Source organism: Pseudonocardia sp. HH130629-09, assembly GCF_001294645.1.
In the GTDB taxonomy this organism is placed as follows: Bacteria; Actinomycetota; Actinomycetes; order Mycobacteriales; family Pseudonocardiaceae; genus Pseudonocardia.
Genome location: NZ_CP011868.1, coordinates 5177294 through 5196265, shown reverse-complemented (window position 1 = coordinate 5196265; position 18972 = coordinate 5177294). Strand labels below are relative to the sequence as shown.

At 73.8% G+C, this 18972-nt stretch carries 16 protein-coding genes; 7 read left to right on the top strand and 9 right to left on the bottom strand.

The genetic code is table 11. The annotated features are described in order from the left end of the window. Window positions 1-8: 8 nt before the first annotated feature. The gene (locus XF36_RS24135) at window positions 9-428 is read right to left on the bottom strand and encodes a hypothetical protein (protein WP_060713730.1); all 420 of its coding nucleotides are present in this window, start codon (window positions 426-428) and stop codon (window positions 9-11) included. 243 nt (window positions 429-671) lie between these two features. On the opposite strand from XF36_RS24135, the gene XF36_RS24130 reads away from it, so the two are divergent. Then, on the top strand, window positions 672-2018 hold the full coding sequence (locus XF36_RS24130; protein ID WP_060713729.1) for a PepSY-associated TM helix domain-containing protein: 1347 nt from the start codon (window positions 672-674) through the stop codon (window positions 2016-2018). A gap of 345 nt (window positions 2019-2363) precedes the next feature. After that, window positions 2364-2966, top strand: a complete 603-nt coding sequence (locus tag XF36_RS24125; RefSeq protein WP_060713728.1) for a DJ-1/PfpI family protein — start codon at window positions 2364-2366, stop codon at window positions 2964-2966. Between the two features lie 33 nt (window positions 2967-2999). Here the strand turns inward: XF36_RS24125 and XF36_RS24120 are convergent, their stop codons facing one another. The 5 genes from XF36_RS24120 to XF36_RS24095 form a co-directional block, all read right to left on the bottom strand. Then, on the bottom strand, window positions 3000-3668 hold the full coding sequence (locus XF36_RS24120) for a class I SAM-dependent methyltransferase (RefSeq protein ID WP_202968439.1): 669 nt from the start codon (window positions 3666-3668) through the stop codon (window positions 3000-3002). Window positions 3669-3775: 107 nt separating this feature from the next. Then, window positions 3776-4309: a sigma factor-like helix-turn-helix DNA-binding protein gene (locus tag XF36_RS24115; protein WP_060713726.1), complete on the bottom strand. Its 534-nt coding sequence runs from the start codon at window positions 4307-4309 to the stop codon at window positions 3776-3778. A gap of 391 nt (window positions 4310-4700) precedes the next feature. Continuing rightward, complete coding sequence (locus tag XF36_RS24105; RefSeq protein ID WP_060713724.1) at window positions 4701-5492, bottom strand: ABC transporter ATP-binding protein; 792 nt, start codon at window positions 5490-5492, stop codon at window positions 4701-4703. Beyond that, window positions 5489-6610 carry a FecCD family ABC transporter permease gene (locus XF36_RS24100; protein WP_082375626.1) on the bottom strand — a complete coding sequence of 374 codons (1122 nt, stop codon included), beginning with the start codon at window positions 6608-6610 and terminating at the stop codon, window positions 5489-5491. The genes XF36_RS24105 and XF36_RS24100 overlap by 4 nt, the downstream gene beginning before the upstream one ends. Further along, the gene (locus XF36_RS24095) at window positions 6607-7638 is read right to left on the bottom strand and encodes an ABC transporter substrate-binding protein (protein ID WP_060713723.1); all 1032 of its coding nucleotides are present in this window, start codon (window positions 7636-7638) and stop codon (window positions 6607-6609) included. The genes XF36_RS24100 and XF36_RS24095 overlap by 4 nt, the downstream gene beginning before the upstream one ends. Window positions 7639-7888: 250 nt before the next feature. On the opposite strand from XF36_RS24095, the gene XF36_RS24090 reads away from it, so the two are divergent. From XF36_RS24090 to XF36_RS24070, 5 genes are all read left to right on the top strand, one after another. Beyond that, window positions 7889-9199 carry an MFS transporter gene (locus XF36_RS24090; protein ID WP_060713722.1) on the top strand — a complete coding sequence of 437 codons (1311 nt, stop codon included), beginning with the start codon at window positions 7889-7891 and terminating at the stop codon, window positions 9197-9199. Further along, a complete protein-coding gene (asnB, locus tag XF36_RS24085; protein ID WP_060713721.1) occupies window positions 9199-11040 on the top strand; it encodes an asparagine synthase (glutamine-hydrolyzing) in 1842 nt (613 codons plus the stop codon). Before XF36_RS24090 ends, asnB begins: the two co-directional genes overlap by 1 nt. A gap of 10 nt (window positions 11041-11050) precedes the next feature. Then, window positions 11051-12295, top strand: coding sequence for a cytochrome P450 family protein (locus tag XF36_RS24080; protein ID WP_060713720.1), 1245 nt, complete (start codon window positions 11051-11053; stop codon window positions 12293-12295). Beyond that, window positions 12285-13316: an isocyanide synthase family protein gene (locus tag XF36_RS24075; protein ID WP_082375624.1), complete on the top strand. Its 1032-nt coding sequence runs from the start codon at window positions 12285-12287 to the stop codon at window positions 13314-13316. The genes XF36_RS24080 and XF36_RS24075 overlap by 11 nt, the downstream gene beginning before the upstream one ends. Window positions 13317-13920: 604 nt before the next feature. Further along, window positions 13921-14760 carry an endonuclease/exonuclease/phosphatase family protein gene (locus XF36_RS24070; protein ID WP_060713719.1) on the top strand — a complete coding sequence of 280 codons (840 nt, stop codon included), beginning with the start codon at window positions 13921-13923 and terminating at the stop codon, window positions 14758-14760. A 118-nt stretch (window positions 14761-14878) separates the two neighbouring features. Here the strand turns inward: XF36_RS24070 and XF36_RS24065 are convergent, their stop codons facing one another. The 3 genes from XF36_RS24065 to XF36_RS24055 all read right to left on the bottom strand — a co-directional run bounded on the left by XF36_RS24065 (window position 14879) and on the right by XF36_RS24055 (window position 18854). Then, window positions 14879-16540 carry a flavin monoamine oxidase family protein gene (locus XF36_RS24065; protein WP_060713718.1) on the bottom strand — a complete coding sequence of 554 codons (1662 nt, stop codon included), beginning with the start codon at window positions 16538-16540 and terminating at the stop codon, window positions 14879-14881. Between the two features lie 70 nt (window positions 16541-16610). Beyond that, a complete protein-coding gene (locus tag XF36_RS24060) occupies window positions 16611-17450 on the bottom strand; it encodes an SDR family NAD(P)-dependent oxidoreductase (protein ID WP_060713717.1) in 840 nt (279 codons plus the stop codon). 114 nt (window positions 17451-17564) lie between these two features. Then, entirely contained in the window at window positions 17565-18854 is a 1290-nt protein-coding gene (locus tag XF36_RS24055; RefSeq protein ID WP_238589005.1) for an alpha/beta hydrolase family protein, read from the bottom strand. Between the last annotated feature and the right edge of the window lie 118 nt (window positions 18855-18972).

Sequence of the window (18972 nt, the reverse complement as noted above, 5' to 3'; positions counted from 1 at the left end):
GGAGAGGATCACTCCGTGTCGGCCTGGCGGGCCACGTCGAGGGGCGGCGGCCCCTCACCCCGCCAGGCCCACCACAACGTCGCCCGGATCCCCTCCCGCCACCCCGGGCGGTCCGCGACGAGGTCCGGCTGACGCAGCGGGAGCAGCTCGACCGCCAGGCACTCGGCCTCGATCAACTCCTCGTAGACCGTCGCCCGGGAACGGGTGACCGGCGCCGCGGCGGGCTGAACGAGGCCCCACGAGGTGCGGTGCGACGCCCCGGCCAGCCACCGGCACGTCGTCACCACTCCGGCCGCGTACCAGTCCTGCACGCCGCGCTCGCCCTGCTCCCGGGTCCGGGACTGCGCTGCCGCCCACACCGCGGCGAACTCTGCGCGGGGAACCCGCAGCTTCCCTCCCAGAACTGGGTCCAACGGTATGCCGCTCACAGCACCACGGTCCCATTAGACACCGACAGTCATCAGACATCGCGTCGTGAGATCCGAACCCTTGGGAACCATGCCCCGCCCGTGAACGACCTTATCTGCGGTCCGTGACGAGATAGCTCAACGCAACGACCGTGTTCATCCCACGCGTGGCCACGTGGGCCGACACATCTCAGAAGAGGAATGACCGTGTCAGACACCCTCGACTCACATGTGCAAGGCGCATCTGGCCCACCGGCTACGTCGGTGACACGGGGCGGCTGGTGGTGGTCGGACCTGCGGCCGCTGCTGCTGCGGCTGCACTTCTACGTCGGCCTGTTCGTGGGTCCCTTCGTCCTGGTCGCGGCGGTGACCGGGCTGCTCTACACGACCACCCCCCAGCTCGACCAGATCCTCTACCGCGACGCGCTGCACGTCCCGGTCGGCCCGACGCAGCTCGATCTGCGCGACCAGGTGGGTGCCGCCGCGGCCGCCGTCCCGGGCGGCACGGTCACCGAGATCCGGCCGCCGATCGCGCCGGACTCGACCACCCGGGTCACCTTCGACGCCCCGGGGGTCGCCGAGGACTACGCGCGCACCGCGTTCGTCGACCCGTACACCGGGCAGGTCCGCGCGGTCCTCGACACCTACGGCGAGTGGCTGCCTGTGCGGGCGTGGATCGACACGCTGCACCGCAACCTGCACCTGGGGGACGCCGGCCGGCTGTACTCCGAGCTGGCCGCCAGTTGGCTGTGGGTGCTGGCGATGTCCGGGCTCGCATTGTGGGTGGTGCGCCGGCGTCGCCGGGCCCGGGTGCGCCGCACGCTGCTGCCCGAGGGCGCGGCCCGCGGACGGGTCCGGATCCGCTCGTGGCACGGCTCGGTCGGGCTGTGGGCCGCGATCGGCATGCTCGTCATGTCCGCGACAGGGCTCACCTGGTCGAACTTCGCCGGTGACAACGTCGGTGCACTGCGATCGGCGCTGAGCTGGACGACGCCGTCGGTCTCGGACGAGCTGCCCGCGGGCGGCACCGTCGCGGCGCCGCCGACGGCACCGGCCGCCGTCGGGTCCGCCGCAGACCGGGTGCTCGCCGCGGCCCGCGCCGCCGGCATCGCCGACCCGGTCGCGATCACCCCGCCGTCGGAGGCGGGCCGGGCGTGGCAGGTCGGTCAGGTTAAGCGGTCCTGGCCGCTCGCGCAGGACGCGGTGTCCGTCGACCCCGGGTCGGGCGCGATCCTCGACACCGTCCGATGGACGGACTGGCCGTTCATGGCGCAGGCGGCCGAGGTCGGCATCTCGGCGCACATGGGCATCCTGTTCGGAATCGGCAACCAGCTACTGCTCGTCGCGCTGGCGCTCGGCATCGTGGTCGTCGTGGTCTGGGGCTACCGGATGTGGTGGCTGCGCCGGCCGACCCGCCCGGGCGCCGCGGCCCCCGGCGGATCGCAGCGACCGGGGGTGGTGTCGCTGGCCGTCGTCGGGTCGGTGGCGCTCGGTCTCGGCATCCTCTTCCCGGTGCTGGGCGTGTCCCTGCTCCTGTTCCTGCTGGTGGACGCCCTCACGCAGCAGTTCCGAGGCCGCCGTACGACACCGGATGGCGCGCTGTCCGAGTGATCGGAGGAACCGGGCGATGGACGCCACCGACCACTGGTGTGACAGACCGTTGTCACCCCGGGGACCCGGGCGGCCGACGGTTCACGGAGGTCGCGGTCGCGGCGCAGAAGACGCCGCGACCGGAACGCGAGCCGGACGAGGCCGGAGTGCTACTTCTTCGTCGCGCACTGGCAGGGCTTGCCCTGCTGACAGCCACAGGTGCAGCTGGGGCCGCAGTTGCAGGACGAGGCGGTCTCGGACATCGGTACCTCCGACGGGACGTGACGGAACATGCGCATCCGATGATATCGAGGTCGGTGTGCTCGAGGTCGAGAGACGACCCGGAAGGGTCGGGGCGGGACGACGATGACGCGCACGATCGGTGTGGTGGTGTTCGACGGAGCGGAGGAGCTCGACTTCGTCGGGCCGTGGGAGGTGTTCACCGCGTCGTCGTTCCTGCGGGAACGGGCGGGCGGCGAACCCGACCGGGTCCTGCTGCTGGCTCAGGAGGTGAGGACACTGCGCTGCGCGAAGGGGCTGCAGGTCGTGCCCGACGCGCGGTTCGCCGACCACGACGCACTCGACGTCGTCGTGGTCCCCGGCGGGCACGGCGCGGACCGCGAGGTCGACAACCCCGTCCTGCTGTCCTGGCTCGCCCGGGTGGCGGAGACCGCGACCTGGACGACCAGCGTCTGCACCGGAGCCTTCCTGCTGCTCGCGAGCGGCGTGGCGCGCGGACGCCGGATGGCCACCCACTGGCTGGCGGAGGACGCCCTGGCCGAGCGCGGCGTCGACGTCGACCGGGAGGCACGGTGGGTGGCCGACGACCGGGTCGTCAGCAGCCAGGGGGTGTCGGCCGGGATCGACATGGCGTTGTGGGTGGTCGGGCAGCTGCACGGCCCCGACCACGCCCGGGAGGTCCAGCGCTACATCCAGTACGACCCCGCTCCGCCGTACGCGCAGCCGTGACGGGGAGCGGGGCGCGGTCCCGCCGCCGGGGGCTCATCCGGCTCTGACCAGCCGCAGGACGGTGTCCGCCCGGGCGAACGGCTCACCGTCGGGTCCGGTGACGGTCCCGCGGTCGACGGTCCGCTCGGCCGCGACCGTCCAGACCGCGGGATCCGGGTCGAGCGCGGCGCGCAGCTCGCCGGGCCCGGGCAGGTCCACGTCGAACGGCGTCCCCGTCATCGACGCGGGGATGTCGGCGTGCCCGATGACCAGGAGCGAGCCGCCGGGGGCGACGGCGTCCAGGGCCCGCCGGAGGATCGCCGTGCGCTGGCCGGGCCGCTCGGTGGGCGAATGCAGGAACTGGGAGCACACCAGGTCGTAGCGCCCAGTAGGGAAGGTCTCGGTGAGGTCGTGGCGCTGCCAGTCGACCTGCACACCCCCTCGCCCGGCGTGGAGCTCCGCCCGTCGCAGGACCTCGCCGGAGACGTCGACGGCGGTCACCCGCCAGCCGAGTCCGGCCAGCCCGATCGCGTCGCCGCCGGTGCCGCACCCGAGGTCGAGGGCCGACCCCGTTGGTAGCCGGGAGGCCTCCTCGACGAGCAGCGGGTTGGGGGTCGGGATCTGGTCGGGGACATCGAGCCCGCCGTGGAAGGCGTCCCAGTAGGTCTGCGGCGTGTCCTCCGGGGAGGGCCACGGCATTCCGGTGTCGGTACGACGTGTCATGACGGGAACGATGCCGGGCCGCCCGACAGGTCGACCAGAGGACGTGCCGATCCAGCAAGTCCGCACGTGGTCCGTCAGGGCCGGGTGCGTTCCCGGGCGGCTCCGCTTCACCGCGGCCGGGCCCGGCCGGGCCCGGGTCCGCGATGTGTGCGCAGCGGGTCGGTGTGGGCGAGGAGATGTTCCCGGGCCCGGGCGACCCGGGCCCGGATCTCCGCCGAGGTGACGTCGCACACCGTCGCGGCCCGCGCGTAGGTGAACCCGAGGGACTGGGTCAGGACGAACGCGATCCGCAGGTCCCGAGGCAGCGTCACGAGGAGATCCTGCGGTGATCCGCCGCCGCGGGACACCGACCGGAGACCGAAGGCTCCCTCCTGCTCGGCGACGGTGATCGCGACCTGCAGTACGACCAGCTCTCCTTCTTCCTCCGCGAGCGGGGCCGGTGTGACGCCCAGGGTCAGACGATAGGTCTCCAGCGCCAGCCTCTCGACCGACATGGATCCGGTCAGTCGGGTGAGCAGGGTCTGGACCTGCTGCTGGGTCGTTCGGACCAGTGCTGCGACGGTCTCCGGCGCAGTACCCGCGGCGGCCTCGGCGAGGCGGCGGTAGGCGTCCTCGGTGTCGCCGGGCAACGGTTCGCTCATCGCGCGTGCGTTCCGGGAACCGAACGGTCGATGAGGACGACCTGTGCGGTGTGAGCTGTTGCGAGCGGTGCCGGGAGGCCGTGTCCGCGTCGCTCGACGGGGAGGACCGGCCGCAGGACTCCTTCGTCCTCGACCATCTCCGCCGATGTCCGGACTGCCGAGTGGTCGCGGACCGGCTGATGCAGTTGCACGAGGCGTTCCGGTGTCAGGAACCGGTGTCCGGGGTGGATCTGTCGGCCGGGCTGCTCGCGGCTCGCGCCGGTGGGGTACGCGCCTCCCGCCCCTGCTGCGCCGGCACGGGCGCGGTCCTCTACGTGGTCGGTAACGCGGCGTGCGGCTGTATACCGGGGTGCGCCTGTGGCTGTCAGGACGGCACCCGGTGCCGGTGTAGTCACGAGGTGGCCTGACCGGCGTCCAGCTCGCGCAGCAGCACCCGGGGCGCCCCGGTCACCGGGTCGGCGACGATCGACCCGTCGACCCGGAAGTGGGCCGCGAGCAGGCCGGGGGTCAGCACCTCGGCCGGCGGGCCGACCGCGGCGATGCGGCCCTCGGCGAGCACAGCGACCAGGTCGGCGTACTGCGCGGCGAGGTCGAGCGAGTGCAGCGCCGCGACCACGGTGGTCCCGATGTCGCGGGCCAGGCGCAGGACCCCGAGCTGGTGGCGGGGGTCGAGGTGGTTGGTCGGCTCGTCGAGCACCAGCACCCGCGGCTGCTGGGCCAGCGCGCGCGCCAGCAGCACCCGCTGCCGTTCCCCGCCGGACAGCTCCGACAGCGGGCGGGCGGCGAACGCGGTGCATCCGGTGCGGGCCAGGGCGTCGGCGACGACGGCGGCATCACCGGGCCCGGGGCGGCCGAAGGTCCCCAGGTGCGGGGAGCGGCCGAGCATTACGGCCTCCCAGGCGGTGAAGTCGAACCCGCCGGTGTCGTCCTGGGTGAGCACCCCGACCGCGCGCGCGTTGTCGCGGTGCGCCATCGCGGCCAGGTCGTCGTCACCGAGCAGCAGGTGCCCCCGCAGCGGCTTGAGCACCCGGTACAGGGTCTTGAGCAGGGTGGACTTGCCCGACCCGTTGGGCCCGACGAGCGCGAGGACGGCACCGTCGGGGACGGTCAGCGTCGCGTCGTGCACCACCGGGTCACCGCCGTGGCCGACGCTGACGCCGTCGACGACGAGCCGGGCGCTCACACGCCCACCGCCCCGGTCGCGCTGCGGCGCAGCACCCAGAGGAAGAACGGCACGCCGATCGCGGCGGTGAGGATGCCGATCGGCAGCTCGGTCGGGGCGAGAACGAGGCGGGCGGCGGTGTCGGACCAGACCACGACGAGCGCGCCGAGCAGCACGCACACCGGCAGGGTGCGGCGGTGGTCGGCGCCGAACAGCAGCCGGGCCAGGTTGGGGACGACGAGCCCGACGAACCCGATGCTGCCCGACACCGCGACGACCGCCCCGGTCAGCAGCCCGGTGAGGACGAACAGCACCGCCCGCAGCCGGGTGGGGTCGGTCCCGAGCGCCGACGCCGCGTCGTCGCCGAGGACGAGCAGGTTGACCCGGTTCGCCTGCCACCACAGCGGCACCAGGAGCACGCCGACGATCGCGGCGGACAGTGCGAGCAGATCCCAGCGGGCCCCGGCCAGGCTGCCGAGCATCCAGAACAGGACCTGCTGCTGGGCGTCGGTGTTGCGGGTGCGCAGCAGCAGGAACGAGGTGACACCGCCCAGCAGCTGCCCGACCGCGACCCCGGCCAGCACCATCCGGGTCGCGTGCAGCCGGCCGCGCACCCGGGACAGGACGAAGACCCCCAGCCCGGTGAGCAGCGCACCGGCGAAGGCCGCGGCGGGCAGGGTGAACAGCCCGGCCGTCGCGGTGCCGATCGTGGTGATGACCAGGACCGCGCCGACCGAGGCCCCCGACGACAGCCCCAGGATGTAGGGGTCGCCGATCGGGTTGCGGACCATGGCCTGCACCAGCAATCCGGCGACGGCGAGCCCGGCCCCCACGACGACACCGAGCAGCACACGTGGGGTGCGCAGCTCCCAGACGATGAAGTCCTCGGCCCGGTCGATCCCCGACACACCGCCGGTCAGGTGGGCGGTCACGGCGTCGAGCACCCGGCCGGGCGGGATCGACACCGGGCCGAGCCCGATCGCGACGACGACCGAGGCCAGCAGGGCGAGCAGCAGCCCGGCGAGCACGGCCGCCGGCGGCACCCGGCCGAGAAGGCCGCCGGTCGCAGGGACCGGCCGGTCCGGCGGCACCCGGCCCAGCAGGCCACCGGTCCCCGCCGCCTCCTCGTGCGTGGTCATCCGGTGCCGTGGATGCCCTTCGCGATGGTGGCGACGGCCTGCCCGTTGAGCACGCTGGGGGACAGCGTGATCGACTGCGGCACGGTGACCAGCCGGTTCTCGCGCACCGCGGTCGTCGAGGCGAGCGCGGGGCTGGACCGGATGGCCGCGGTCAGCTCGGCGTCGCTCTGCGGGGAGAAGCCGGTGATCACCACGATCGCCTGCGGGTCGAGCGCGGCGACCTGCTCGGCGGACAGGCTCGCGAAGTCGCTGTCCTGGTCGGCGGCGATGTTCGTCCCGCCGGCGAGGGTGAGGATGCCGTTGGCGAGCCCGGAGCCGCCCTGGGTCATCAGGGGCTGGCCGGTCTGCGGGGCCGAGGACAGGGCCAGCACCCGCACCGGCGCGGTGCCGGGGGCGGGGGTCGCGGCGGTGACCTGGGCCTTGATGCGGTCGACGAGCTGCGTGCCCTGCGCCTGCGCGCCGAACACGGTCGCCGCCTGCTGGACGAACGTGTAGGTGTCGTCGATGTTCTGCACCGGCGACGGGGTGTCGTCGCAGGCCACGAGGCTGGCCGCGCCGGCCTGCTGCAGCCGCTCCACCGAGGGGGTGCCGTCGAAGCCGCCGAAGCTGTAGCTGGAGATCCCGACCACGAGGTCGGGCTTCGCCGCGACGACCGACTCGGTGTTGCCCTGCCCCGTGTCCAGCACCGGGATCGAGTCGAGCTCGCTCCGCTCGGCGCCGGTGAAGGCGGTGAAGAAGTCCGGGGCCGCGGTGCCGACGATCCGCTCGCGCTGACCGAGCTCGGTCAGGATCGCGGCGGCGCCGCCGTCCATGGTGACCACGCGCTCCGGCGGGGCCGCGAGCTGCGGCACCGGGGGGCAGGCGGGCGCGGCCGGGTGCCCGGCACCGCCCGCCGACGACCCGCCCATGTCCACGCCCTCGTGGCCCGCGTGGTCGCCGGCGGCCGGTTCGCCGCCGCACCCGGCCAGCAGCACGACCGTGGCGACGGCGGCCAGTGCCGTCGTGATCGTCCTTCGGTGTCGTCGCACCCTCACACGTCCTTCATGCCGTACTCGTCCCCAACGCCTCACCAGTCGGCGTGTGCGGGCACTTGGTTCCTCCGTTCGTCGTCACAGCGGTGTGACCTGGATCGCGCCGTTCGGGCCTAACGCCCGGGAACTCGACCACGTGTGGTCACGACTCGTCACTCGACGGTGTGGTGATCGGAGGTGCGTAGTGGGCGCGGACGGAACGGCGTCGGAGCCCCCCGGGCAGGTTCGGGACGACCGGGCCGCGGTTGTGGTCGCGGGACTGCTGTCGTTCGTGGCGATGTTCGACATGAACGTCGTCACCGTGGCGCTGCCGCGGATCGCGGACGGCTTCGGCGCCGATCCCCGGCCGGTCCAGTGGGTCGTGCTGGCTTACGCGATCCCGGCCGTGGCGTTGCTGCTGCCCGCGGGACGGTGGTTGGACCGGGTCGCCGTGCGGCCCGCGCTGATTGCGGCCGTCGGGGTCTTCGCCGCTGCGAACTTCGCGGCCGTGGTCGCGCCGTCGCTGCCGGTCCTGGTCGGGCTGCGTGGGCTGCAGGGTGTCGGCGGCGCGGTGCTGATGGTGCTCATGCCGGTGCTCGCGATGGCCGCGGTCGCCCCGCAGCGTCGGGGCCGGGCGATGGCGGTGCCCGCGACGGCCGGGCCGGTCGGCGGGGTGCTGGGCCCCGCGGTGGGCGGGCCGTTGATCGAGCTGGTCGGCTGGCGCGTCGCGTTCGTCCCCGCGGTACTGGTGTCGCTGGTCGCGGTCGTGCTGGTCCGCCGGTCCCGGATCCCCGCCGGGAGGTTCGCCGGGCCGGACCGGGCGAGCCTGGCCGATGCCGCACTGCTGGTCGCCGGTCTCGGACTCGTTTGTGCGGTCGCCACCGGTGTCCTCGCCGGCACAGCGGTGGTCACCGCGGCGGTCGTGGTCGCGGCCGCCGCACTCACCGCATGGGCGGCGCGGCCCGGAGCCCGTTCGGTCGCCGCGGCGCTGCGACCGCGCGGCGCCGCGCCCGCCGCAGCCGTGGCGCTGCTCGCCGGGGCGTTCGCGGCCGCCTCGTACCTGGTCGCCGTCGGGCTGCAGGCCGGGGGTTCCGGGCCCGCCGCCGCCGGGCTGGCGCTGCTGGCGTTCCCGCTGGGGATGGTCGTGGCCGGGCCGCCCGCGGGCCGGCTCGCCGACCGCTACTCCCCGCGTGCGGTGGCGGTCGCGGGCGTCGCTCTCGCCGCGGTCGGGTTCGCGCTGCTCGCCGCGCTGCCCGACGGGGAGTCCTGGACCCCGGTCGACGTCGCCTGGCGGGTGGCGCTGGCCGGGCTGGGGACCGGCCTCTACGGCGGCCCCACCCAGGTGCTCGTCCTCGCCGGGGCCGCACGGGACCGGATGGCGACGGCCGGAGCCGGCGTGCAGTGCGCCCGCGCGCTCGGTTTCGCGGTCGGCCCTGCCGCCGCGGCGCTCGCCTGGAACACCGACGGCACGGTGCTCGCCACCCGTCCCGCCCTGACCGTCGCGGCCGTCACGGCCGTCGTCGCCGCGCTGCTGCTGATCGGGCACCGCGGCCGTCCCACCACCGAGGAGAACACCTGATGTGTGGCATCGCCGGCCTGGCCGAGCCCGTCCCCGTCGCCGACCCGGCGGCGCTGCGGGCGGTCGCCGAGGCCATGACCGCGACCCAGATCCCCCGCGGGCCCGACGCCGGCGGGGTCTGGCACGACGAGCGCGCCGCGCTCGGGCACCGCCGCCTGGCCGTGATCGACCTCGACGGTGGGGTCCAGCCGATGCTCGCCGGCAGTGAGGGGACCCGCACCGTCCTGTCCTACTCCGGCGAGGTCTACAACCACCACGAGCTGCGCGCCGAGCTCCGCTCGCGCGGCCACCGGTTCGACACCCGCAGCGACACCGAGGTCGTCCTCGCCGCCTACCGCGAGTGGGGTATCGCGGCGCTCGACCGGCTGGAGGGGATGTTCGCCTTCGCGGTGTGGGACCAGCCGACCGGGCGGCTCGTGCTGGGCCGCGACCGGCTCGGCGTCAAACCGCTGTACTGGGCGCGCACCCCGACCGGCGGCGTCGCGTTCGGCTCCGAGCCCAAGGCGCTGTTCGCCCACCCCGGCATCGACCCGGTCGCCGACGTCGAGAGCCTGCGCGAGGGCTACTCGCTGCTGTTCTCGACCTGGCCCGGCGTCTACGCCGACGTGCACGAGGTGGAGCCGGGCGGCTGGCTGGTCGCCGACACCGACGGCGTGCGCACGGGCCGCTACTGGCAGCTGGAGCTCCACGAGCACACCGACACCTCCGAGGCGACGGCCGAGCGCGTCGCCGCGCTCGTCGAGCGGGCCGCCCGGTCCCGGCTGGAGGCCGACGTCGAGATCTGCAGCCTGCTCTCGGGCGGGCTGGACTCCTCGGTGGTGACCGCGTTCGCCGCCGCGGAGCTGCGCGACCGTCGCGGACCCGACGCGGTCCTGCGCTCCTACGCGGTCGACTACGCCGACCAGGCGCGGGAGTTCACCGGCGACGTGCTGCGTACCGGGCACGACACCCCCTACGCGGCCGAGGCCGGGGCGCACATCGGCACCGACCACTCGGTTACCGTGCTCGACCCGGCGGCGCTGCTCGACTTGGAACATCGGCGCGCCGTCGTCGCGGCCCGGGACTCACCGATCGGTGTCGGTGACATGGACACCTCGCTCTACCTGCTGTTCGGCCGGATCCGCGAGCACTCGACGGTCGCGCTGTCCGGGGAGGCCGCCGACGAGGTGTTCGGCGGCTACCCCTGGTTCCACGCCGAGCGACCGCGGGCCGCGGCGACGTTCCCGTGGCTGCTGGTCACCGGCGACGACGCCGCCGTCCCGCTGCACCCCGACCTGGCCGCCGCCATGCGGATCACCGAGTTCCGCGCCGACACCTACGCCGACGCGCTGGCCGCCGTCCCGCACCACGACGACGAGTCGCCCGCCCAGCACCGCTCCCGGGAGCTGCAGCACATGTCGCTGACCCGCTGGGTGCGCCAGCTCCTGCACCGCAAGGACCGGCTGTCGATGGCGCACGGGCTGGAGGTCCGCGTGCCCTACTGCGACCACCGCCTCGTCGAGTACGCGTTCTCGGTCCCGTGGAGCGAACAGACCCGTGACGGACGGGAGAAGTCGCTGCTGCGCGCCGCCGGGGCGAAGCACCTGCCCGAGTCGGTGCTGTGGCGGGCCAAGAACCACTACCCGGCCACCCACGACCCCGGCTACACCACCGGGCTGCAGGAGCTGGCCCGCGACGCCCTGACCGTGGACGGCGTCACCGACGTCGTCGACCGCACCCGCATCGACCCGCTGCTCGACGCGCCCGCCGAGGGGCTCGACTGGGGCACCCGGCTGCGCCTGGAGCGGGTCGTCGACCTCGCCCTGTGGCTCGACGTCGCCCGTCCCGAGCTGCGGATCTGAGAGGACACCGATGACCGCCTCCGAGACCGAGCCGGTCCCGCTCGTCGGACCGGACTACAAGCGCGACCCCTACCCGCTCTACGCCGAGCTGCGCGAGCGCTGCCCGGTCCACCGGGTGGCGTTCCCGTCCGGTGTGCACGCCTGGCTGGTGACCGGCTACGACGCCGCCCACGCCACTCTGAACGACCGGCGCCTGGGTAAGGACCACCGCCTGGGCAACGACGGGTGGCGGGCCCGGGCGTCGATCATGCCCGAACCGCAGCACTCCCAGCTGCAGGTCCACCTGCTGCACCAGGACCCACCCACGCACACCGTCATGCGACGGCTGGTGACCGAGTCCTTCACCCCACGGGCAGCCGAGGAGCTGCGCCCCCGGTTGCAGGAGATCGCCGACCGGCTGGCCGACGACCTGACGGCCACCGACGGGCCGGTGGACCTGGTCGGCGGGTTCGCCGCCCACTTCCCCTTCGCCGCGCTGGCCCTCGCGATCGGGCTGCCCGACGAGCTGGCGTCGGGGTTCCGGCGGGAGTGGGGCGGCGTCGTCGCCCCGGTCGGGCCGACCGACCCGCGCCGCGCCCACTACGAAGGGCTGCTGCACGGGCTGCAGGACTACATCGCCCGCGTCGTCGACGGCGTCCGTGACCTGCCCGGCGACGGGCTGCTCACCCGCCTCGTCGCGGCCCGCGACGCCGGTGACCTCACCGCTGAGCAGCTCGACTCGATGGTGTTCCAGCTGCTGGTCGCCGGGCAGGAGCCGGTGACCAACCAGATCACCACCGCACTGGTCGCGCTGCTGCACCGCCCCGACGAGCTCGACCGCCTCGCCGCCGACCCGGCGCTGCTGCCGCGCGCGGTGGAGGAACTGCTCCGCTACGACAGCGCGTTCGAGCTCACCACCTGGCGGTTCCTCGCCGAGACCGACGACCTGCACGGCCGGGAGGTCCCCGCCGGGGACTCGGTGATCGTGTCGTTGTGCGCGGCCAACCGCGACCCGCGCCGGTTCGACCGAGCCGATGAGCTGGTGCTCGACCGCGAGCCCAACCCGCACCTCGCGTTCGGACACGGCATCCACTTCTGTCCCGGTGCCGCACTGGCCCGCGTCGAGCTGCAGGTCGCGTTGGGCACCCTGCTCGCCCGGCTGCCCGGCATGCGGTTCGCCACCGATCCCGCCGCACTCGACTGGACCCCGGCCGTGCTGGGCCGCGGTGTCCGCGCACTGCGAGTGACCCACGACGCGTCGGCGCATGCCCGCTGACCCGACCGACGCCCACCACACCGTCGCCACCCATGGCGGCCCGCCGATCGGACAATCGTTGATCACCTGTGCCCCGGACCCGGTCGCCGACCGGACCCGCCTCGACACCGTCGTCGAGGACGTCCTCGACATCCTGCTGCGCCACCGGCGCGCCCCCCGCGACGAGCCGGCGCCCCCGCGGTCCGCGTTCGACCCGCAGCGCGCCCAGATCCGGGCCGCCGTCGCGGCCGGGACGCCGCTGCGCCTGGTGCTGCCGGCATTCCCCTGCAAGTCCCCGAACCCGGCCAAAGTGCTCGGCAGGCTCCCCGACGCCGGGGAGCGGCTGTCGCTGCACCACCTGGACCGGGTCCGGGCCGAGATCGCCGCCGTGCACGAACCGGGTGCGCGGGTCCTCGTCTGCTCCGACGGGCACGTCTTCGCCGACCTCATCGGGGTGCCCGACCCGCACGTCGACGACTACGGTGCCGCCCTGCGCGCCCTCGCGGCCGCCGAGCGGCTGCCCGGGTTCGAGTTCTTCGATCTCTCCCACGCCTACCCCGGACGCAGCCACGACGAGCGCCGTGCGCTGCTGGACCGGCTGTGGGCCCCGTCGGTGGAGCAGCTGCGGCAGCGTTGCCGCACCGACCCCTCCGAGCGTGCGCTCTACCTGGGAATCGTGCGGTTCCTCGTCGAGGACGCCGCCGGTCACGAGGGCAGCCGCGCGGCTCTGCAGCGCCGGTCCCGGGAGCGCGCCTACTGGGTCGTGGCCCGCAGCAACGCGTGGAGCGCGCTGATCGCCGACCGCTTCCCCGACGGCGTGCGGCTGTCGATCCACCCCCATCCTGCCGGGGCGTCGAAGCTGGGGGTGCGCCTGGTGCGGGCCGACGACGCCTGGACGACTCCATGGCACTCGTGCGCGGTGCGCGGGCAGGACGGGACCTGGTCGCTCCAGCGGGCCGACCGGGCCCGGCGTTCGGGCGGTCTGGTCAGCCGCGCGGGACGACCTGACCACGTCGCCTCTGGCCGGACTCGCACACGATGACCCTCGTGATCACGCGGGCCCTCCGTCGGCGGGCTACCCGTCCCCCCCGGACACCGGTGGCGCGGCGTCGCGAGCGCGTGCTCCGGTGCTGTGGGCGCCACCCTCACCGGCGGGGCGCGCGCACCGTCCGGGGCTGGGAACTCCTCAGAGGGACCTGCGCCCACCGGTCGACGAGGGCGCGGACGTCGTCTTGGGTGACCCGCCCCACCACTCGTACTGAGTCCAGCCCGCCCTGGGCGGTCCCCGAGTCGGTCCACGAACTGCACAGCACCGGTACCTGTCCTGCCCGGTCCTGCGCCGGTGGTGCAGGTCGCGACCTCGATCCCCCGCCATGCCGAGGTGGTCACGCCGACTACGGATCAGAAGGTTAGGGGTTCGAATCCCTTCGGGCGCACCACACGCGAGAAGGCCCCGACCGGGCTCCCGGTCGGGGCCTTCTCGCGTCGTGCACCGTCGCGTCACCGTCGTGGTGGGCGGCCGACCTCGCCCTCGAGCCTCTCCCCGTGCACGGCGGACGTCGCCGGTGCCCCGTGGCTTGCCGCGGAGCCGGAAGAGGACGGGTTCGCCGGGGGCGCGCGACCGCCTTCCGGTAGATCATGGCGGTGTGCCCGACCTCCGCTCCGCCCCCGTACGGTCCCGCCGATGGCGCGCGGCCGTCGTCGCCGGGGTGCTCCCGGTCCTCGCCGCCTGCGCGTCCGGCGCGGCCCGCGAGCCCGCTCCGCTGGAACCACCCACGGTGACGGTGATCCAGATGAACCTGTGCAACAGCGGGATCGCCGGCTGCTGGACCGGGCAGGCCGTCGCCGCGGCCGCAGAGGTCCTGCGGAGGGAGGTGCCGGACGCGGTCACCCTCAACGAGGTCTGCCGGGCCGACGTCGCCGAGCTCGAACGGGTCCTTGCCGGCAGCACACCGGGCGCGGCGTCGTCGTCGTCGTTCCAGCCGGCCCGCGACCGCGACACCGGGTCGCCCTACCGGTGCGCGAACGGAGACGAGTACGGCATCGGCGTGGTCTCGCGCGCGCCGTCGACCGTCGCGAGCGCGGGGATCCACCCGGTTCAGGACCCGCGCGACCCCGAGGAGCGCGCCTGGCTGTGCCTGGACACGGCGACCGCGGGCGGACCGGTCGGGGTGTGCACCTCGCACCTGGCCTACACCGACCGGGCCGTCACCCGCGCCCAGTGCGCCCACCTGTTCGGCATCGTCGTCGCCGGGCTGCGGGCCCGCGACGACGCGGGCCCGGTCGTCGTCGGGGCCGACCTGAACCTGGGGTCGGCGGGCGACCCGGACCTTGCGGCCTGCGTGCCCGAGGGGTCGGTCCCGGCCGCCGACGACGGTGTGCAGCACGTCGTCGTCACCCCCGCGGCCTCGGCCGCCGACGCCCGGGTGATCGACCTGCGTCGCACCACCGACCACCCGGCGTTGCTGGTCGTGCTGCGCCCGTGACCCGGGTTCGGCGAGGCCGGCGGGCGGCCGTACCCGTCGATGCGGCTGGCCGACGGCGAGGACATCGCCCGCGTGCCGGTCCGGCGCGCGCCGCTGCCGCCCGGGCCGACGAGGTCCGTCAGTCCGGCAGCGTCGGTGGCGCGAGCTCGGCGAACCGGTCCCCGGGGCCGGGGTTCTCCGGCGGGGTCGACCCGCCCAGGTGCGCGACGATCCCCCAGACCGCGTTCAGCGCGGTCTGCACCGCACCCTCCGCCCAGGCCGGGGTCCACGACACGTCGTCGCCCGCCATGAAGATCCCGCGCTCGGCCGCCGGCAGGTCGTCCTGGACGAAGTGGCAGTACATCCGACGGTTGTAGCGGTAGTGGCCGGGCAGGGCGCCCTTGAACGCACCCAGGCTGTGCGGGTCGGACTCCCAGGTCACCGTGATCGGGTCGCCGATGACGTGCGCTCCGATGTCGACGGACGGGTAGATCCGCCGCAGCGCGCCCAGCGCCAGCTCGACCCGCTTCTCCACCGGGTACGGCAGCATCTTCAGCGAGTCGCTCATCCACGAGTAGGACAGGCAGATCACCCCGGGCCGGCCCGGTCCGTTGTCGAACAGGTAGGTGCTGCGGGTGAGCCGGTCGGTCAGCGTGGTGGACATGACCTCGCGGCCGGTCGACGGGTCGATGTCCCGCCAGAACGGCCGGTCCACCATCACGAACGTCTTGGTCGACTGCATGTAGCGGGTGCGGTCCAGGGCCATCCACACGTCCTGGCCGAACAGCGACTCGTCGGTGTCGATCTGGGTGGACAGCAGCCAGCTCTGGCAGGTGGTGAGCACCGCGGACACGTCGCGGGTGCCGCCGTAGACGTCGGTGACGCGGATCGTGTCCGCGTCGAGCCGGTGCAGCCGGGCGACGCCCGGGCGGGTCCCGCCCCCGTGCAGCGACGACAGGCTGGTCCCGGCGGGCCAGTGCACCAGGTCGTCGGGGGTGCGCGTCCACAGTCCCTGCGGCACCTGCTCCACCCCGCCGACGACCAGCTGCTGGTCGTCCTCGCAGCCGGTCAGCACCACCCGCAGGATCTCCAGCATCGAGTTCGGGAAGTCCGAGTCCCAGCCACCGGTGCCGAAGCCGACCTGGCCGAACGCCTCGCGGTGGGCGAAGGACAGGTCGGAGAACGCCTTCGACGTGGACACGAAGTCGTAGAAGGTGCGGTCGTCCCACACCTCGACGAGCTCCGCCCACAGCGCCCGGATGCGCGCGGTGTCGCGCTCGCGGATCGCCTGCTGCAGGTCGCTGAAGCCCGCGCCCTCCTCCAGGGCGCTCGCCCAGGCGTCGGCGACCTCGGTGAAGAACGGCGGCAGGTCGGCCAGGGTCCGGCCGTAGTACGTCCGCCCGTGCAGGTCGATCACCGTGCTGCCGGCGGCCTCGGTCAGCGGGTTCGGGAACGGCGCGGTCTCCAGCCCGAGCAGGTCCACGTAGTGGTGGAACGCGGTCGAGGAGCGGGGGAAGCGCATCCCGCCCAGCTCGGCGACGATCCCGTCGGCCCCCTCGAAGGGCTGTGAGCGCAGCCGCCCACCCAGGTGCGAGGACTCGTACACGACCGGCCGCAGCCCGATGCGCATCAGCTCGTAGGCGGCGACGAGCCCGGCGATCCCGGCCCCGACGACCACGACCTCGGACCCCAACCGGTCCGGTGGCACCCGGCCGAGACCGGCGGGGTGGGCCAGCCAGTCGTCGTAGGGGAAGGGGAAGTCCGGGCCGAACGCGGTGAGGGGTGGCTGCTCGGGGCTCATGGGCGGGCTCCTCGGGTCGTGTGCCGGGGGTCACCCGGCCCTACGACCCTAGCCAGGGCCCACCGGGGAATCAGCCCTTTCCGCGTCGCGAGCGCACGGCCCCGGTGACGATCCGCTGGTAGGTGGTCGGCAGCAGCCGCACCATGGAGTCGATGGCCCAGGCGTCCGGTCCGATGAGGACACGGCGCTGGTTGCGTCGCACGCCGTCGAGGATGGTCTTCGCGGCCCGGTCGGGGGTCGTGTTCAGCATCCGCTCGAACTCCGCGGTGGCCGCGGCGGCGGGCTTGCCGGTGGCGGTGGCGACGCTGTCGTCGACCCGAGCGGCCTTCGCGATGTTGGTGCGGATCCCGCCGGGGTGCACGCAGGTCGCGGACACCGGGGAGCCGGTGAGCTCGAGGTCCTGGCGCAGCGACTCGGTGAACCCGCGGACCGCGTACTTGCTGGCGTTGTAGCCGCTCATCAGGGGCTGCGCGGCGACGCCGAAGATGCTCGACAGGTTGACGACGTGCCCCGCCCCGGCGGCCTCCAGGTGCGGCAGGAACGCCTTGGTCCCGTGGACCACGCCCCAGAAGTTGATGTCCATGATCCAGCGGTAGTCCTCGAGGGACAGGCCCCCGACGGTCCCGGACAGTGCGACGCCGGCGTTGTTCACGATCATGTGCACCGCGCCGTGGTCGGCGACGACGGCGTCGGCCCAGCCGTAGACGGCCTTCTCGTCGGCGACGTCGAGCTCGGCGGTGGTGACCCGCACCTGCGGCCCGGCGAGCGCGGAGGTCTCGGCGAGGCCCGCGGCGTCCCGGTCGGCCAGGGCGAGGTGGCAGCCGTCGCCCGCGAGGCGCCGGGCCAGCGCGCGCCCGATGCCGGACCCGGCTCCGGTGATCGCGGCGGTACGACCGGTGAAGGACTTCATCGTCGAGCTCCCCCTCCTACGGGTGTGCCGGAGACCCTAATCCGACGACGGCCGACTCCTCAGGTCCGGGTGACCGGAACCACCCACCGGACGAACCGAGACAATGAGCCTTTTTCAACCTGACCAGCGAGCTTCTGCGTCAGGAGATCGCGAAGGTTGCAGCGCAACTGCTCTGACCACAGCTGCACAGGTCACCGGCTCGCCAGCTCGGCGTCTGCACCCACACAACCAGGCCCCTGAGCTGCCGGAACGGCAGGTTGAAAAGGGCTCAATGGAACGGACCGTTCCGTCTGTTACCGTCGAACGAGACGGAACGGTTCCGTCTTGTTCACCTGGGAGGGTCCGATGAGGTTCCTCTACGATGACGAGTCCTTCTCCTTCGAGGCGCTGCGGGCTACGCCCCCCGAGGACGCCGTCGAGCCAGTCGAAGGCGACCTGGTGGAACCGCAGGGTGGCGCCCTCGTGACAGTGTTCGCCGCCGCCCTCGTCCTCCGGGAACACCACGAGGCCCTTGGGGCAGGTCAGCGCGTCGTGGACCCGCTGTGGTTGACCACGGAAGAACTGGTCGTTCTCGGCCTCGATCACCAGCGTGGGGCAGGTGATCCGGTCGGCGACGCCGTCGAGGGTGTAGGCCCTGGTGGCCTCGAGCAGGTCGCCGAAGGTCGCCACCCCGTAGGTCCAGCGCCCGTTGTCGACGAGCCAGCGCGCCGAGGTGCTCGTGGCCACGAGTGCCTCGATCCCACCGGCGTCCGCTGCGGCGGCGGCCACGCCGGCCACGGTCTCGTACATGTCCCAGACGCCGTCGCGGAGCACGCAGGCGGCGAGGCGGTGCTCGAAGGCGGCGGCGCGGGCCGCGAGGTAGCCACCGAGGCCGGTGTCGACCAGGGCGATCTTCTCGGTGTCGACCTCGGGCAGGGTGACCGCGAGGTCGACCACCGGGGTGACCACGGCCTCCCAGTCGGGGCGGAAGTGCAGCCCGGCGCGCACGGTCGCGCCCTGGCCGGGGTCGTCGAAGGCGAGCACGTTGTAGCCGCGCCGTAGCGCCCCGGCGGCGAGGGCGAGGTAGTCCCCCTCCAGGGTGGAGTCGTAGCCGCCGTGGTAGATCACGGTCGGGCGCGGGACGCCCGAGCCGTCGACGGTGAACAGGTACGCGGGCAGCGTGGTGCCTGCGAAGGGGATCTCCAGGGCGCGGGCCGGGGTGCCGAGCAGCGCGGCGGCGTCGGCGAAGGTCCGGCGCGACGCGGTCTGCAGCCGGACGGACTCCTGGTCGAGGGCCGGGTCCTCGCGGCGGTAGAAGTCCGCGGTCCGGTAGTAGTTCGAGGCCCGCAGCAGCGCCTCGCGGGCACTGACCCGGTGACCCCATCGGGTGAACCTCGCGGCGCGCGACCGGCCTGGGCGCGCCACGGCGGAAAAACGGTCCGACCGCTCGGAATCTGCACTCTTCGTGACCGAACCATGCCTCCGGGAGGGCATTCACCTGCGTGTTCGGGTGGCAGAACCCGGTTGATTTGCAGTGGACGTG